Annotated in this window: 17 protein-coding genes, 1 tRNA gene and 1 pseudogene; 8 read left to right on the top strand and 11 right to left on the bottom strand. The window is 70.9% G+C overall.

Annotated features, from left to right (window positions below):
• Window positions 1–28 precede the first annotated feature (28 nt).
• Window positions 29–388, top strand: coding sequence for a hypothetical protein (locus O7635_RS10410; RefSeq protein ID WP_278080207.1), 360 nt, complete (start codon window positions 29–31; stop codon window positions 386–388).
• A gap of 157 nt (window positions 389–545) precedes the next feature.
• On the opposite strand, the gene O7635_RS38120 is transcribed toward O7635_RS10410, so the two are convergent.
• Complete coding sequence (locus O7635_RS38120; RefSeq protein WP_347405272.1) at window positions 546–734, bottom strand: hypothetical protein; 189 nt, start codon at window positions 732–734, stop codon at window positions 546–548.
• A 149-nt stretch (window positions 735–883) separates the two neighbouring features.
• Between O7635_RS38120 and O7635_RS10400 the strand changes: the two genes are divergently transcribed.
• Window positions 884–2,052 (top strand): IS3 family transposase gene (locus tag O7635_RS10400; protein WP_278079640.1). Its coding sequence is split into 2 segments (ribosomal slippage): window positions 884–1,133 and window positions 1,133–2,052, totalling 1,170 coding nucleotides; the frame shifts between segments, so codons are not numbered across the junction.
• A gap of 37 nt (window positions 2,053–2,089) precedes the next feature.
• Here the strand turns inward: O7635_RS10400 and O7635_RS10395 are convergent.
• From O7635_RS10395 to O7635_RS10380, 4 genes are all read right to left on the bottom strand, one after another.
• Complete coding sequence (locus tag O7635_RS10395) at window positions 2,090–2,389, bottom strand: hypothetical protein (RefSeq protein ID WP_278080205.1); 300 nt, start codon at window positions 2,387–2,389, stop codon at window positions 2,090–2,092.
• 33 nt (window positions 2,390–2,422) lie between these two features.
• Entirely contained in the window at window positions 2,423–3,217 is a 795-nt protein-coding gene (locus tag O7635_RS10390; protein ID WP_278080204.1) for a hypothetical protein, read from the bottom strand.
• Between the two features lie 33 nt (window positions 3,218–3,250).
• Window positions 3,251–3,721, bottom strand: a complete 471-nt coding sequence (locus tag O7635_RS10385; RefSeq protein WP_278080203.1) for a hypothetical protein — start codon at window positions 3,719–3,721, stop codon at window positions 3,251–3,253.
• A gap of 652 nt (window positions 3,722–4,373) precedes the next feature.
• Window positions 4,374–4,447: transfer RNA gene (locus O7635_RS10380), tRNA-Gly, on the bottom strand.
• Window positions 4,448–4,614: 167 nt separating this feature from the next.
• Between O7635_RS10380 and O7635_RS10375 the strand changes: the two genes are divergently transcribed.
• Complete coding sequence (locus tag O7635_RS10375) at window positions 4,615–5,592, top strand: zinc metalloprotease (protein WP_278080202.1); 978 nt, start codon at window positions 4,615–4,617, stop codon at window positions 5,590–5,592.
• Window positions 5,593–5,647: 55 nt separating this feature from the next.
• Here the strand turns inward: O7635_RS10375 and O7635_RS10370 are convergent, their stop codons facing one another.
• Window positions 5,648–6,208: a pyridoxamine 5'-phosphate oxidase family protein gene (locus O7635_RS10370; protein WP_278080201.1), complete on the bottom strand. Its 561-nt coding sequence runs from the start codon at window positions 6,206–6,208 to the stop codon at window positions 5,648–5,650.
• Window positions 6,209–6,252: 44 nt separating this feature from the next.
• Here O7635_RS10370 and dcd point away from each other — a divergent pair, with 44 nt between their 5' ends.
• Entirely contained in the window at window positions 6,253–6,840 is a 588-nt protein-coding gene (gene dcd, locus O7635_RS10365; RefSeq protein ID WP_278080200.1) for a dCTP deaminase, read from the top strand.
• 48 nt (window positions 6,841–6,888) lie between these two features.
• Here the strand turns inward: dcd and O7635_RS10360 are convergent, their stop codons facing one another.
• From O7635_RS10360 to O7635_RS10350, 3 genes are all read right to left on the bottom strand, one after another.
• Entirely contained in the window at window positions 6,889–7,842 is a 954-nt protein-coding gene (locus O7635_RS10360; RefSeq protein ID WP_278080199.1) for a C40 family peptidase, read from the bottom strand.
• 106 nt (window positions 7,843–7,948) lie between these two features.
• Window positions 7,949–9,001, bottom strand: a complete 1,053-nt coding sequence (locus O7635_RS10355; protein ID WP_278080198.1) for a hemolysin family protein — start codon at window positions 8,999–9,001, stop codon at window positions 7,949–7,951.
• Window positions 8,994–10,328 carry a hemolysin family protein gene (locus O7635_RS10350; RefSeq protein ID WP_278085431.1) on the bottom strand — a complete coding sequence of 445 codons (1,335 nt, stop codon included), beginning with the start codon at window positions 10,326–10,328 and terminating at the stop codon, window positions 8,994–8,996. Before O7635_RS10350 ends, O7635_RS10355 begins: the two co-directional genes overlap by 8 nt.
• A 119-nt stretch (window positions 10,329–10,447) precedes the next feature.
• On the opposite strand from O7635_RS10350, the gene O7635_RS10345 reads away from it, so the two are divergent.
• The 4 genes and pseudogenes from O7635_RS10345 to O7635_RS10330 all read left to right on the top strand — a co-directional run bounded on the left by O7635_RS10345 (window position 10,448) and on the right by O7635_RS10330 (window position 14,092).
• Window positions 10,448–10,678: a hypothetical protein gene (locus O7635_RS10345; protein WP_278080197.1), complete on the top strand. Its 231-nt coding sequence runs from the start codon at window positions 10,448–10,450 to the stop codon at window positions 10,676–10,678.
• Window positions 10,675–11,343, top strand: coding sequence for a GPP34 family phosphoprotein (locus O7635_RS10340; RefSeq protein ID WP_278080196.1), 669 nt, complete (start codon window positions 10,675–10,677; stop codon window positions 11,341–11,343). Before O7635_RS10345 ends, O7635_RS10340 begins: the two co-directional genes overlap by 4 nt.
• A gap of 69 nt (window positions 11,344–11,412) precedes the next feature.
• Window positions 11,413–12,055, top strand: a pseudogene (locus O7635_RS10335) (DedA family protein); the annotation flags it as partial.
• Window positions 12,056–12,139: 84 nt separating this feature from the next.
• Window positions 12,140–14,092, top strand: a complete 1,953-nt coding sequence (locus tag O7635_RS10330) for a glycosyltransferase (RefSeq protein WP_278080195.1) — start codon at window positions 12,140–12,142, stop codon at window positions 14,090–14,092.
• Here O7635_RS10330 and O7635_RS10325 read toward each other — a convergent pair.
• Both O7635_RS10325 and O7635_RS10320 read right to left on the bottom strand, forming a co-directional pair.
• Window positions 14,089–14,733, bottom strand: a complete 645-nt coding sequence (locus O7635_RS10325) for a response regulator transcription factor (RefSeq protein WP_278080194.1) — start codon at window positions 14,731–14,733, stop codon at window positions 14,089–14,091. The genes O7635_RS10330 and O7635_RS10325 overlap by 4 nt on opposite strands.
• Window positions 14,724–15,869: a histidine kinase gene (locus O7635_RS10320; RefSeq protein ID WP_278080193.1), complete on the bottom strand. Its 1,146-nt coding sequence runs from the start codon at window positions 15,867–15,869 to the stop codon at window positions 14,724–14,726. Before O7635_RS10320 ends, O7635_RS10325 begins: the two co-directional genes overlap by 10 nt.
• Window positions 15,870–15,877 lie beyond the last annotated feature (8 nt).

The following is a 15,877-nucleotide window of genomic DNA, read 5'->3' as shown; positions in this document are numbered from 1 at the left end:
CGTCGCCGGTATGTAACTATCGACGGCGATGAGCCTCCTCGTGCACGCATACGTCCGCGGCCCGGCCGACGAAATGGTCTTCCTCGACGGCCCGGCCGGCTCCGACCTGGCCGGCCCGACGACGGCCCGCACCAGCATCTACGGCTCACCGTGCGTGGTGGCCCTCGGCGCGCGCATGCTGCCGACGCTGGCGACCCAGGACGTCTATGCGGAAACGCCGGCCGAGCTCGACGCCCTGGAAGCCGACTGCGCCCTGCTCCTCGACAACCTCGGCTACGTGTCGGCCTCGGTCGGCCGCGACCCTTCCTTCGTGGCGCAGCACGTGCGCAACATCGCCACCGCGATAGCCCGCGCCCGCAAGGCCGGCGGCGCGGTGGTCATCTGGTGAGCTAAGGGCTGTCCTGCCGATCAGCGTGAGCCGAGACGGAGTCCAGGTGTCGTCTGGGGGTGGCCCGGAATTGCCTGGATACCGGTGTTGTATGCGGGTGATTCCGGGCCACCACCAGACGCGGCTGGCCCGTCGCAGGCCGCACTGGGCAAAACACTTAGTCCTGGTAGGCCTTCCAGAGGACCATGTGGTCGCGGAGGTCGATCAGGTCACCGTCGGCGTTGAAGGTGCCGTCGCCGTTGTGGTGGAAGGTCCGGTGCTCGCCGCGGCCCTGGTTGACCCAGACCTGCTCGGCGTTGAGGATCACGAGCCCGCTGTACGCGTCGGCGAGCGAGTCGTCCAGCACCGTGCACTCCACATTGGCCAGACACTCGTCGACCAGCGGGGCGTCGACGCGACAGCCAGGTTTCTGCGTCAGCTCGAACCGCTCTGAGCTTGACCCGCTTTCCCGGACACCTGATCTGAGGCGAGACTGTCGCCGAGGGAGGAGTTCGGATGCCTGCACCACACCCGCCGGAGTTCCGTGAGCGTGCGGTCGAGTTGGCCCGGTTGAGGGAGCAGCCGATCGCGCAGGTCGCGAAAGGCTTGGGGATCTCCGAGTCGTGCCTGCGTAACTGGTTGGCCCAGGCTGACCGGGACGCCGGCAGGCGTGAGGGGTTGACCAGCGAGGAACGCAAGGAGCTGGCCGCGCTGCGTAAGGAGAAGCGGCGTCTGGAGGTGGAGAACGAGATCCTGCGCCGGGCCGCGGCCTATTTCGCGCGGGAGAACGTCCTCCCAAAATGATCTACCCGGTCGTCGTAGAGCTCACCGCCGACGGCATACCGGTGGCGGTGTGCTGCCGGGTGCTGGGCGTGTCGAGGGCCGGGTTCCACCACTGGCGCCGGCGTGGGCCCAGCCGGCGGGCGATGGCCGATGAGGCGCTCACCCGCACGATCCGCGAGATCCATCAGATGTCCCGCGGTAGCTACGGCGCGCCGCGGGTCCATGCCGAGCTGCGCCTGGCGGCCGGGGTCCGATGCGGCCGTAAACGGGTCGCTCGGCTGATGCGCGCCGACGGCCTCGAAGGGGTGTATCGGCGGCGGCGAAGGGGTTGCACCGTCAGGGATCCGGCCGCCACACCCTCAGCGGATCTGGTCAACCGCCGGTTCGTCGCCAACCGTCCAGACGCGCTGTGGGTCACCGACATCACCCAACACCGCACCGGGCAGGGCTGGGTCTACTGCGCGGTCGTCCTGGACGTGTTCGCCCGCCGGGTCGTGGGCTGGTCGATCGCCGACCACCTACGCACGGAGCTGGTCGTCGACGCCCTGGACATGGCCCGCTGGCGCCGCCGACCGGTGGCCGGACAGACCGTGGTCCACTCCGACCACGGCACCCAATACACCAGTTGGGCGTTCGGGCACCGGCTACGCACGGCCGGGCTGCTCGGCTCGATGGGCTCGATCGGTGACTGCTACGACAACAGCCTGGTCGAATCGTTCTTCGGCTCCATGCAGCTCGAGCTCCTCGACCGCCAACCTTGGGGCAACCGTCAGGAGCTGGCCAACGCCATCTTCGAGTGGATCGAGGCCTGGTACAACCCACGCCGACGGCACTCGGCCCTTGGCAACCTGTCCCCGATCGACTACGAACGACACCACACCGATCTAGCCACCGCGGCGTGATCACCACACCAGAAGTGTCCGGGAAACCGGGTCAAGCTCACTCGAACTTGTCGACGTCGTACCCCGAGCAGTTCCCGATGTCGACCACCTTCTCCGCGAGGTCGACGCCCGGCACCCCGATGACGCACTCACCGGTCTCCGCGAGCGAAGCCTGCGAGAAGTCCCCCGGCGACACGACCGCGCCGAGCACCCCTTCGTGCGAGATCACCATGTGGAAACCGACGGTCATCAGGTCGGCCCGCCCGGCTCTGTTGCGCGTCGAGAGCAGGATCGTGGGCCCGGATTCGAGCACCCGGTAGGCCTTGGCGCCCGGCAGCGATTTCCATGAGCTGGCCATTGGTCGCCTCCCCTTCCGACCATAGGCCGGGGCTCAGCGCGCGTTGGCGAGGTCGGTGCAGTGGGCGACGGTCGCATCATCCGGGGGTACGCCGGTGGCGCGCTCGGCCTCGCGTACCCGCCTGATGATCTCCATTGGGCCGTCGTCGCGGATGATCGCCAGCGCACCCGGCCAGTCGGTCTGCCCGAAACGATCGACGATCCGGCTGGCCCCGTTAGTGAGCAGCACGGCGTCGGTGAGATCAGCGACGGGCCGGGTGCCGATGATCGCCTCGGCCGCCGCGGCCGGGTCTTCCTTCGCGAGCCAGAACCCACCGGGCTGGTTGCGGCGGGCCCGCAACTCCCGGATGTACGCCTCCCGCGCCCGTTCCTTCTCGCGGCTGCCGTCGGCCGCGGCCTCGTAGTCAGCCCCGAACCGCTCCCGAACGTCGACCTCCCGGCGATCGTGCACCACGACGTCGTCCAGCAACAGAACGGAGTCGCCGAGCACGAAATGATCGGCCCGGCCGGCGGTCACCCGAAGAATCGCGACGGTCGCCGACGGGCTGCTCGGATCGCCCAGGTCGCAGGTTTCCCGATGAGCGTCAGCCACGGCCCCGATCGCCTCACCGACGATGGAGGTCAACTCGCGCCCGTCGTCGAGGGCCAAGCGGGCGATCAGCTCACCGCCGAGGCGAGCGGTGTACCAGGCGACCCCGTGCCGACAGATCTCCTCGATGCCCCGCATGCCGGCCCCGTCGAGCAACACCGCCGCCTGCGGCAAGGCGACAAAAAGGTCTTCGTTGACCGCCCCGACCTCCCCGGCCGAGGTCGCCATCACCACCCGCACGCAAGCCTCCCTCGGCGATCGACCGTTCGAGCGTCACCGCAGGGCCGCGCGCTCGTCAATGAGGTGGGCCGGCCGACCCAGAAAGGTGTCGCGAGGGACTGCCCCGAAGGCGATGTTGACGGTCACGAGGTTGTAGTGCCAGCCGGCCATGCCGGTCGACGAGGAGTAGCGATTGTTGGTCTGCCACCGAAGCCATTCGCCGGGTCCCACCATCACCACCGGCCGATGAGCGCGGACGGGCGCCCCGAAGCCGTCAGGCAGCCGCACTCGAAGCGAGCCGCCAACCAGCCGCAAACCGAAGGAGGCGGGCGGCGGGCACTCGAAGAGCACTCGCGCCCGAGGAACGAAGTCGTCCTCCTCGTCCTGCACGACGTCATGAAACAGCGGCGCCCGTTCGGCAGGCAGCTCAAACGCGACGGCCGCGGCATTCCGCGCCGCGGCAAGCGAACCCCCACGCGCCCGCTTACTCCACGTCGTACAAACCCGCTGCACGACAACATCCACACCCCTGATGCTCCCGCACTCCGAACAGGCGGAGCGAGCCGAATTCGCGCCGAGCGTCATCGGGGCCAACCACCGGACACACAACGCCACGAGGTCCACGACACGACCTAGAGCAGACCGCCAGCGTCCGCATTGTTACGGACCTGAGCGAAGAAGCGGGCGACGAAAAGGTCGCCGCCGAATCAGGACCAGACCAAAGCCAACCGAACAAGCGCAAACACCAACCCGCGAGGCGGGCGGCGTGGAGACGCGGGACGGCGCGGAGACGCGGGACGGCGCGGAGACGCGGGACGGCGCGGAGACGCGGGACGGCGCGGAGACGCGGGACGGCGCGGAGACGCGGGACGGCGCGGAGACGCGGGACGGCGCGGAGACGCGGGACGGCGCGGAGACGCGGGACGGCGCGGAGACGCGGGACGGCGCGGAGACGCGGGACGGCGCGGGAGCGCTGCCTGTTGCCGACGCAGCAACCGCAACCACCAGACCTCGGGGCGTCCGGGGCTCGGCAACCTCTGCGTCGTTACCGACCTGAGCCACGAAGCAGGCGACCCAAACGCGCGAGCCGCAACCACCAGACCGTGGGGTCCGGGGCTCGGCCCCGGAGTAGGAATGCGGAAACGCTCATGTCCGCGTTCGTGGCGGACATGAGCGATGGAGCGGGTGACGGGAATCGAACCCGCACTGTCAGCTTGGGAAGCTGATGTTCTGCCATTGAACTACACCCGCAGGCGGGACCACTCTACCCAATCAGCGCAGGCAGCGCAGCTACCCCTCGACCGGGCCCTCGGCTAGGGGCGCGACTAGGGCACGGGCAGGGTTTCGGGCCGTTCCTTCCCATCATGCTCATCGGTAACGTCCTTCACATCTGTTCCACGGGGAGGAAGAGGTGAGCAATGACGCTTCACGGAACACGGTGGGCGTGGCGGGCGGCTACTACCGCGGGTGCTGCGCTCGCGTTGGTGCTCAGCGCCGGCGCTGCCGGGCTGGCCAAGCCAGCGTCAGCCGGCGGGGCCAGCCCAGCCGTTGCCGACTGTGCCGGTGACACGCACGTCGATCTCAGGGTGATGAAGGGTGCCGCGCAGCGGCACGATCCCAACGAGCTGTCGGCTGAAGAGGTCGTCGCGCGGGAGGCCGCGTTCGACGCGGCGGTTGCGGCACGGTCGGGTGGGGTGGCCGACGAGTCGGCTCGTGGCAGGACGATCACCGTTCCGGTGGTCGTGCACGTCGTGTCGGAGGATGGGACGCGGGCGACCGGCAACATTCCGCGGTCGATGATCGACGCGCAGATGAACGTGCTCAACCAGGCGTACGGCGGGTTCACCGGCGGCGCGGCCTCGCCCTTCCGGTTCAAGTTGAAGAAGGTCAACCGGGTCGTCAACCCGGCCTGGTCGCCGATCCTCGCCGAGACGCCGGCCGAGCGGCAGATGAAGCGCCAGCTGCGCGAAGGTGGCCCCGAGACGCTCAACATGTATTTCGGTCTGATCGACCCGGGTCTGCTCGGCTGGGCGACCTATCCGGAGCGCAACATCACCACGTACGACGGCGCGGTGATCCTCTCCGAGTCGCTGCCGGGTGGCACCGCGGCGCCCTACAACGAGGGTGACACCGCCACGCACGAGGTCGGGCACTGGCTCAACCTCATGCACACGTTCGAGAACGGCTGTGAGGGCAAGGGCGACCACGTCGCCGACACCCCCGCCGAGGCGGAGCCGCAGTTCGAGTGCCCGATCGGCGCCGACACCTGCACCGCTCCCGGGCTCGACCCGATCCACAACTTCATGGACTACACCGACGACTACTGCATGTATCAGTTCACCGCGGGCCAGGTGAAGCGGATGAACCGCGCCTGGAACGCCTTCCGCGCACCCTGACCGAGACCGCGCCGCCGGCATCGAAGGGCCGGCGGCGCGGATCGGGTCAGGCAGGTCAGGTCGCGACCTCGAGCAGCTCGCGAGCCGCCGGCCGCCGCCATCGAGCGGCCTGCCGCGCCGACGCCGGCGATGATCGGCGGCGCCGCCCAGCCGGGTCGAGCCAGATGCGCACCTCAGGCGACGCCGAAGAAGACCCCGACCCCGAAGCCGCGCCACCCCGACGCGCCAGCATCGCCGCCTCGATCGTCAGCTCGAACAACCGCCAGTCGACCCGGGGCTCCGCGCGTAGCTCGGCGGCGATGGCTTCGATCCGCCGCGGGTCGGTGACCGGCACGGCCCGGCCGGCGACATAGGCCTCGTCGTCGCTGTCTTCGGGTGGGAAGGAATGCAGCGCGTAGCGCCCGTCGCGCTCGAGGTCGCGCCGCTTGGGCGAGTCGACGACGAAGCAGAAGAGCCCGTCGTGGTTGATCACCGGTGAGACCGGGTGCACCCGCGGACCGCCGTCAGCGCGGACGGTCGCCAGGTAGCCCAGGCCGGGCCCGTATTGGTGCATGAGGGCGTGGATCGCCCGCGCAAGTCGCGGCTCATCGGCGGCGAACTCAGACCAGGAAGCCATGGAGCGATCCTATCGTACATACGTACGAACCATAGGGTGATTCAATGCTGCTCTCGGACCGTGACCTGGTCACGGAGATCAAGTCGGGCGCCCTGACGCTGGAGCCGTTCGAGCCCGCGCTGGTGCAGCCGTCCAGCATCGACGTGCGGCTCGACCGGCTGTTCCGGGTCTTCAACAACCACCTCTACACCCACATCGACCCGGCCACCCAGCAGGACGATCTGACCTCGCTGGTGGAGGTGCCCGACGGTCAGCCGTTCGTGTTGCACCCGGGCGAGTTCGTGCTCGCCTCCACGATGGAGGTCATCAGTCTGGGTGACCGGCTCGCCGGCCGGCTGGAGGGCAAGTCGAGCCTGGGCCGCCTAGGCCTGCTCACCCACTCGACCGCCGGCTTCATCGACCCCGGCTTCTCGGGCCACGTCACGCTGGAGCTGTCCAACGTGGCCAACCTGCCGATCATGCTCTGGCCCGGCATGAAGATCGGCCAGCTCTGCATCTTCCGGCTCTCGTCACCGGCCGAGCACCCCTACGGCGCCGCGGTCTACGGCTCGCGCTACCAGAACCAGCGCGGCCCGACCCCGAGCCGCGCCTGGCAGAACTGGCGCACCTGGCCCACCGCGCCCCAGCAATGACGAAGGCGGGGGCCCTGCGAACAGGGCCCCCGCCGACAAGCAGCACACTCAGCGTTTCTTCACCGATCGATAGCCCGTGATCGGCATCTGGTTGACGCTGGACACCTGCACCGGCTTGCCGGCCCGTGGCGCGTGCACCATCTGGCCGTTGCCGATGTAGAGCCCCACGTGGCTGATCGGGCTGTAGAAGAAGACCAGGTCGCCGGCCCGTGGGCTGGACACCGCGTAGGTCTCGTCCCACTGGTCACCGGTGTAGTGGGTCAGCGACACGCCTGCCTTGCCCCAGGCATAGAGCGTCAGCCCGGAGCAGTCGAACGTGCTCGGCCCGGCGGTGTTGAACACGTAGGGCTTGCCGACCTGCTGGCAGGCGGTCTTGACCGCGGTGGCCTCGGCCGTCGTCTTCGTCGTGATCCGCGGACACCCCGAGACGCTGACCCGGGTGGGCGGCAACGAGTTCTCTAGCTTCTTGATGTCAGCGGCGATCTGCTTCTTGCGCGCCGCGAGCTCGGTGTCCTTCTTCTTGTTGTCGGCCACGATCGCGTCGAGCTTGGCCTTCTCGGTGTTGAACTTGTCGCGGGCCGCCACCACGTCGGCGATCTGCGCCTGCTCGTGCCGGGCCAGCAGGTCGATCATCGCGAGCTGGTCGGTGAGGTCGCCGGACTTGGCGCCACTCAGCAGCATGCTCAGCTCGCTGGTCGGACCGGTCTTGTAGTGCTGGGCCGCGATGACCCCGATCCGGTCGAGCGCGATGTCGGCCTTCAGCGACAACGGCTCGATTTTCTTTTGTAAGTCTTTGGCTTTCTTTTGGTTTTTCTGAAGGTCCGAGTGGACCTTGTTGTACTGCTCGATGACCGGCTCTAGCTGACGCCATTTCTTGTCGATTTCGGCTTCGATCTGCTGCGGGCTCGGTTCGGCAGCGGCGAGGCCGGCCGGGAGCACTGCGGCGACCAGGCCGAAGGCAAGCGCCAGTAGAACGTGGACAGACCGCCGGGACGCGCGCAAGGCGATTGCCTCCCGTAGTGAGACGAAATCGGCGTGGGGGGTACGCCGCCGAGGAAACACATTAGGGATTGGCGAAACAGCCCGCAAGGCCGCATTCGCTGCGCTGTCAGGCGGGTACGGGCGGTGTAACACCTCCGCCAGGAAAGCCCGAATTGCCCTGACCGACAACCGCATTCAACACATCGTCGAGAGTCACTACTCCAAGGGGCGACCGACCGTCGGAGACGAGCACCATGTGTTGCCGCTCACGCCGCATCGACAGCAGCAGATCGGCGAGGCTCCGCTCCGGCGGGACCACGGTCAGCCGCCGCACGACCTCGGCCGGCACCGCCGCGGTCCGGCTCGCGCCCGCGTACCCGAGGATGTCTTTGACGTGCACGAAGCCCAGCACCCGGCGCGTGCTGCGCTGCACGACGGGGAAGCGCGACCGCCCGGTGCGGGTCGCCAGCACCTCGAGCGAGGCCGGTGACACGTCTTCGGCCACTGTGGTCACCGACGACCAGGGCCGCATGGCGTCGGCGGCGGTGCGGTCGTGCAGGGCGAGCGCGCCGGTGATCCGGGCGTGCTCCTCCGAGCCGAGCAGGCCTTCCGTGCGGGCCTGGGAGACCAGACCTGCCAGCTCCTCGGCGGTGAACACGGTCTTGACCGCGTCGGCCGACTCGATCCGCCACAGGCGCAGCACCAGGCGGGACACCCACTTCAGCGCGACCAGCAGCGGCTTGGTCGCCACGCAGAACGCCAGCATCGCCGGCCCGAGCCAGAGCGCCGAGGTCTCCGGTCCGGCGATCGCGATGTTCTTGGGCACCATCTCGCCGATGACGGTGTGCAGGTAGACCACGATCATCAGCGCGCAGACGAACGCGACCGGGTGCACCGCGGCGTCCGGCAGGCCGGCGGCGTGGAACGGGCCCTCCAGCAGGTGGGCGATGGCCGGCTCGGCGATCGCGCCGAGGCCGAGCGAGCAGATCGTGATGCCGAGCTGCGCGCCCGCGATCATCAGCGGGATCTGGTTCATGGCCGACAGCGCCATCCGCGCCCGCCGCGACGTCATCGTCATCGGCTCGATGACCGTCCGGCGCGACGCGATCAGCGCGAACTCGCTGCCCACGAAGAACGCGTTGCCCAGGATCAGGACCAGCGTGATCAGCAGGTTAAGCATGCTCGGCCTCCGGGCTGACCACCCGCACCTGCTCGATCCGGTGCCGCTCGACCTCGACGACGGTGAACTCCCAACCCGCGTCGTGAATCGTCTCGCCGGCCACCGGGATGTGCCCGAGGCGGGCCATCAGGAAGCCCGCGAGCGTCTCGTAGGGCCCGTCGGGCAGCCGGAAGTCCGTCAGCTCGGCCAGCTCGTCGGCGCGCAACATCCCGTCGACGAGGAAGGTGCGTTCGCCGCCCGGCACGGTCAGCTCGACGGCGCCGGTCTCCTCCACCGCCTCGACGTCGAACTCGTCGGCGATCTCACCGACCAGCTCCTCCACGAGGTCCTCGATGGTCACCACGCCGTCGGTGCCGCCGTACTCGTCGACGACGATCGCGAGGTCGGCGTCCGCGGTGCGCAGCGCGGCGAGGACGCCGTCGAGATCGAGACTCTCGGGCACGTAGACCGGCTCGCGGGCCACTGCGGCCACCGTCGTCGTCGCCCGCCGGGCCGGGGGTACGCCGAGCGCGTCCGGCACCGCCGCCACGCCGGTCACGAGGTCGAGGGTGTCCTCGTACACCGGGAAACGGGTGCGCCCGGTCTCGCGCGCCGCCTCGAGCAGCGCGGCCACGCTGGCCGTGCCGCGCAGCGCGACCACGTCGACCCGCGGCGTCATCGCCTCCGCCGCACGCTTGTCGCCGAACCGGATCGTCCGCTGCAGCAGCATCGCGGTGTCGGTGGGCAAGGCGCCGGCCCGCGCGGAGATGGCGGCGAGCAACCCCAGCTCCTCGGGCGACCGGGCGCTGGCCAGCTCCTCCTGCGGCTCGACCCCGAGGCGCCGGACCACCCAGTTGGCCGAGGCGTTGAGCGCCGCGATCAGCCAACGGCAGGTCGCCGAGAACACCCGCAACGGCACCACCGTGCCGAGCACGGCGGACATCGGCCGGGCCAGCGCCGCGTTCTTGGGCACGAGCTCGCCGAACAGCATGGACAGCAGGGTGGCCAGGGCCAGCGCGAGGAACGTGGTGACCGTGCGGGTCGAGTCGCCGGCCAGCGGCTCGATCAGCGGCCGGAACAGCTTGGCCAGCGCCGGCTCGGCCAGGTAGCCGGTCAGCAGCGCGGCGATGGTGATGCCGAGCTGGGCGCCGGAGAGCTGGAACGACAGCTCGTGCAAAGCCTTACGCACCGTGCCGGCCCGCTTGTCACCGCCGGTGGCCCGCCGGTCGATCTCGGCGCGGTCGACGGTGACGAGGCCGAACTCGGCGGCGACGAAGAACGCGTTGGCGCCGGTCAGGAGTACGAACCCGACCAGCGGAAGGATCGTGGTGAGCAGGACGTCGTCGATGATCGGTTCACCTCGGCGAGATTGTTTCACGGTTCGACGTATTGACCTTCACGGCTACGGAGGGCAATGCTGTCGGGCACGGCTCAGACACGGCGGGTGATCATTTCGCGGGAGGCCTGATGGCTGGCGCGGTGCTGGCGACGTTCATGGGGGCGGTCGTCCTCGGTTGGACGATGGGCTGGATGGGCGAGCGCTACCGCCGGGCCCGCTCCGACTACCGCAGCGTCAAGAAAGGCCTACCGGGCATGCAGAAGGCCATGTGGGGCCACTTCCGCAAGGTCGCCGGCCGGATCATCATCGTCGCGGTCCTGTTCGGCGCGGCCGTCTTCGGGTACGTACAGAGCCAATGATCACGCTCACCCTCGCCGACGAGCTCGCCCTCCTCGCCCACGACGACGAAGGCGTCAACCGCATGGCCAGCCCGGGCTTCGGGTACGCGCTGGGCGGCGCGCTGCTGATCGAGCTGGCGCTGGCCGGCCGCGTGGTGGTCGATGACGGCCGGGTCCGGATCGCCGACCCGACTCCGACCGGCGCTCCCCTCGTCGACACGGCCCTGGCCCGCATCGCCGGTGACCAGAAGCGGCGCAAGCCCAAGGAGTGGGTGACCAACCTGGCCAAGGGCCTGCCTGAGCGGGTGCTCGCCGGCCTGGTCGAGGCGGGCCTGGTCAGCCGCACGACCGACAAGGTGCTGTGGGTCTTCAAGACCACCCGCTACCCGTCGCCCGGCGGCCTGGAGCCATCCGTCGAAACCGAGCTGCGCGGCCGCCTCGACCGGGCGATCAGGTCCACCGGGCCGGTCGAGCCCCGGACGGCGGCGCTGCTGTCTCTCGTGCGCGCGACCAACTTCGAGCGCCGCACCTTCCCGGACGTGCCGAAGGACCAGGTCGAAGCCCGACTCAAGGAAATCGACCAGGCGGACTGGGCGGCCACGGCGGTGAAGAAGGCCATCGAGGAGATGCACGCCGCGATCATGGTGGCGGTGATCGTCCCGGCGACCACCGCCGGCAGCTCCTGAGGTTTTCCGCAGTCGGCCCGGGGGTCAGCTTCATGGTGAGCGGCCAGGCGCGTCCATAGCGTCGACGGCATGATCCTCACCAGCGAACCGCAGACCGCGGGCGGCATCGCCGCCTGGGCCGTCGACCTGATGGAGCGCCTCGGCGCGCCCGGCGCCGGCCTGGCCATCGCGTTGGAGAACCTGTTTCCGCCCCTGCCCAGCGAGGTCATCCTGCCGCTCGCCGGGTTCACCGCGAGCCAGGGCGACATGAGCCTGTGGTCGGCGCTGTTCTGGACGACGGCCGGCTCGGTGGTCGGCGCGCTGGCCCTCTATCTCGTCGGCGCCGTGGTCGGCCGGGAGCGGGTCCGGGCCATCGCCGCCCGACTGCCACTGGTTCGGCTGCACGACATCGACCGCACCGAGGCCTGGTTCGCCCAGCACGGCACCAAGGCCGTGTTCTTCGGCCGCATGATCCCGATCTTCCGGAGCCTGATCTCCGTGCCGGCCGGCGTGGAGCGCATGTCCGTGCCGACGTTCCTCGCGCTCACCACGGCTGGCAGCCTGATCTGGAACACCGTCTTCGTGCTGGCCGGCTACCAGCTCGAGTCGTGGTGGCGCGTCGAGGCGTACGCGGGTGTGCTGCAGAAGATCGTCATCGGCGCGGTCGTCGTGTTGGTCGTCTGGTTCGTCGCCAACCGCCTCCGCCGACCCGTCGGCCGGCACGGGCGGAGTTGATCGGGACAGGCCTATCGACCGGCCGGCGCGCGTACGGTAGGTTGCCGCCCTGCCTGCTAATCCGAACCCGGAGGCGAACCCGATGGCGACCACCCCGCGCCTGGTCCTGCTGCGCGACAGCCGGTGGCCCGACGTGCCCGGCGTGTGCTGCTGGCGCGCGGGCGCCGCCGCCGCGTTCGGCGCCGCCGGCACGGCCGTCACCCAGGTGACCTGGCAGGCCCCCGAGCCCGAAGTGGCCAAGCCGAAGCCGGCGCCGGTCGCCCCGCCGAAGAAGCAGCCGGTGGCGGCCTGGCTGCCGGGCCCGGTCCGGTTCGGCCTGGCCATCCCGGTGAAGGTCGGCCGCCGCGTCAAGCGGCTCGTCGTCCCGCCGCCTCCGCCGCCGCCCCCTCCGCCGCCGCCCCCGCCACCGCCGCCCGTGCCGGGCACCGAGGACGCCCAGATCATCGTGGCCGAGTCGTTGGCCGCGGCGCTCGCGGTGGTCGACCGGGGCACCCCCGGCGACCGGGTGTGGGCGCTCGCCCTGCCGCCGACGCGGACGCTGCAGGGCGGCGAGACGGCGTTCAGCAAGCTGGTCAACGCGCTCGCGCCGCGGGTCGCCGGCTTCGTCACCGACAGCGAGCTCGGGCGCGACGCGGTGGAGCGGGCCGCCACCAGCGGCCGGCCGCGGGTGGTCATCCTGCCGCCCGTGGCCGACGACCGCCCGTGCGCGCACTCCGGTGACGCCGCGGTGCCCGACGGCCTCGACCCCGACACGGCGGCCACGGTCGCCCAGCTGACGGCGTGGCGGCAGCCGTCCGACACGTACTCCTTCCCGATGGCCCGTCGTCGTGGCCTCGACGCGCAGTGGGCGCCGACGGCCTGGCTCGACTGGGACCAGCAGGGACACGCCTGGCCCCGGCCGAGCCTGCCGGACACCCCGGCCGAGTGGAGCGCGGCCGCGCAGGACCGGGGCGCCGCCGAGCTGGTCGCCGCGACGCTGCCGGTCGAGGGGGCGCCGGGTCGCCCGGCCCGCGACGTGCTGATCTCCGGCTTCGACCTCAAGTTCATCCGCGAGCTGGGCGCCCGGCTCGACGACCGGGCCGATTTCAGCGTCTCGCTCGACGAGTGGCAGTGGGTCTCGCACGAGACGGACGAGACCGCGGAGCTGCTGGAGAAGGCCGACACGGTGGTCGGCGAGTGGGCCCGGCCGAGCGCCAAGTGGCTGGCCGAGCGCAAGCGTCCCGACCAGTACCTCGTCGTCCGGCTGCACCGGTTCGAGCTCGACGCGCCGTACCCGAAGACGATCGACATCGACAAGGTCGACGCCGTCGTCTACATCGCGCCGGCCCTCGGCCCCCGGATCCGCGACGAGATCGGCTGGCCGAAGGAAAAGCTGGTCTACATCCCGAACTACCTCGACATCGACTGGCTCGACCGGCCGAAGCTGCCCGGCGCGCAGTTCGCGATCGGCATGGTCGGCATCGAGCGGTTCCTCAAGCGGCTCGACCTGGCCCTCGACGTGGTGGCCGCGGTGCGGCGCGAGGACCCGCGGTTCTCGCTGCACGTGCGGTCGATGGCGCCCTGGGACAGCCAGCACGTCTGGTCGAGCAAGGAGGAGCAGGAGTACGCCGGTTGGTGTCAGGACCGGATCGAGCGCGACCCGCACCTGCGCGGCGGCGTCGTCTTCGAGCCGCCGGGGCGCGACATGGCCCGCTGGTACCGGCGGGTCGGCGCGTTCCTGTCGATGAGCGACATCGAGGGCGTGCACCTGGCCGCAGCCGAGGCGATGGCCTCGGGCGCTGTCCCGGTGTTCCGGCCGTGGCCGGGCGTCCAGGAGGTCTACGACGGCCACTGGATCCACCAGTCGGTCGACGACGCCGCGGCCGCGCTGCTGGCCAACGCGGACGCGGACGTCTGGGCCGAGCGGTCGGCGGCGGCCAAGGCCGAGATGCGCCGGCGCTACGACCCGGCCGCGGTGCTGGCCGCCTGGACCGACCTCCTGCACGGCGACCTCGACCGCGCCCGCGAGCCCTTCGCCTCCTACGAGAAAATCTAAGAACCGAGGTAGCGGAGGATCGCCAGCACGCGGCGGCTGTAGCCCGTCGTGTGTGACAGGTCGAGCTTGTCGAAGATCGCGTTGACGTGTTTCTCGACCGCGCTCTGTGACACATGCAGCTGGGCCGCGATCCCGGCGTTGGTGTGGCCCTGGGCCATCCGGTCCAGGACCTCGGCCTCGCGCGCGGTCAGCCGGCGCAGCGGGTCCGTGTGCGAGGTGCGGGCCAGCAGCTGCCGCACCACCTCCGGGTCGAACGCGGCGCGGCCAGCGGCCACCCGGTCCAGCGCCTCCAGGAACTCGCCCACCTCGGCGACCCGGTCCTTGAGCAGGTAGCCGACCCCGTCGCTGCGGGTGGTCAGCAGCTCGACCGCGTAGCGGCGCTCCACGTACTGGGAGAGCACGAGCACGCCCACCCGCGGCCAGCGGGCCCGGATCTCGACCGCGGCCCGCAGCCCCTCGTCCCGGTGGTTCGGCGGCATCCGCACGTCGGCCACCACGACGTCGGGCTGGTCGGCGGCAACCGCGGCGAGCAGCGACACCGCGTCGCCGACCTCGGCCACCACCTCGTGCCCCTCGTCGGTGAGCAGCCGGGCCAGGCCGGCCCGCAGCAGGACCGAGTCCTCGGCGAGGATCACGCGCATGGCAGCTCCGCCGTCACGGTGGTCGGGCCGCCGGCTGGGCTGTCCACGAGCAGGGAGCCGTCCAGCGCCGCCGCCCGACGTGCGAGGCCCGAGAGCCCTCCGCCCCCGGCGTCGGCGCCGCCGGGCCCGTCGTCCGTCACCGTCACGCGCACTCCCCCGTCGACCGGCACGACGCACACCGACACGCGGCTGCCGGGCGCGTGCTTGGCCGCGTTGGTCACCGCCTCCGAGACCACGAAGTAGGCCGCCGTCTCCACCGCGGACGGCAGCCGGCCCACCCGGCAGTCGACCGTCACCGGCACCCGGCCGCGCTCGGCGACCCGGGCCAGCGCTTCGGCCAGCCCGAGGTGGTCGAGATCGGCCGGGTACGCCCGCCAGGCCACGTCCCGCAGCTCGGCCAGGATCTCCCGGGCCTCGTCGTGCGCCTGCCGCACGAGCTCGTCGGACCGGGAACGGTCGGTGCCGCGCCGGGCCTGGCCGAGCAGCAGCCCGAGGGCGACGAGCCGCTGCTGCACGCCGTCGTGCAGGTCCCGCTCGATCCGCCGGCGTTCGGCGTCGACGGCCGCGACCACGCCGGCCCGGCTGGCCGCCAGCTCGCTGATCCGCCGCTCGTAGCGGGCCCGGTCGCTGGGCACGAGCAGCCGGCGGGCCAGCCACCGGTCGAGCGCCGCCACGCCGAGGAAGCCCTGCACCGCCAGGAAGAACAGCACCAGCCCGCCGACCACCTGGGCCACCACGAGCAGCGTGCTGCTGCGGCCGACGAACAGGTCGCGGGCCCAGATCGCGCCGGTGCCGAGGCCATAGAGGAAGAGCAGGGCGACGAACCCACCGAGCAGACCGACGAGCCACCGCACCCCGAGGTACGCGACGGCGCGGCGCGACGGGTAGTCGTCGAGGTGCTCGACCTCGGCGCCGCCGGGCAGGAACGCCGCGATCCGCCAGCGCTCGACCTCGACCAGATGGCGGGCCGGGCGCTCGATGCCCTCCGGCCGCCGGCCGCGGAGCAGCTCGAGCAGGGCGACCAGTGCGGCCCAGCCGAGGAAGGCGAGCTGGGCGACGGCGGTGGCGGCGCCGACGGAGACGCCGACGAACAGCCGGCCACCCGCCGACAGCACCCCGCCCACCGCGCTCCACATGGACTGCA

It is taken from the genome of Asanoa sp. WMMD1127 (genome assembly GCF_029626225.1).
GTDB lineage: Bacteria > Actinomycetota > Actinomycetes > Mycobacteriales > Micromonosporaceae > Asanoa.
This window is presented reverse-complemented; position numbering and strand designations above follow the sequence as displayed.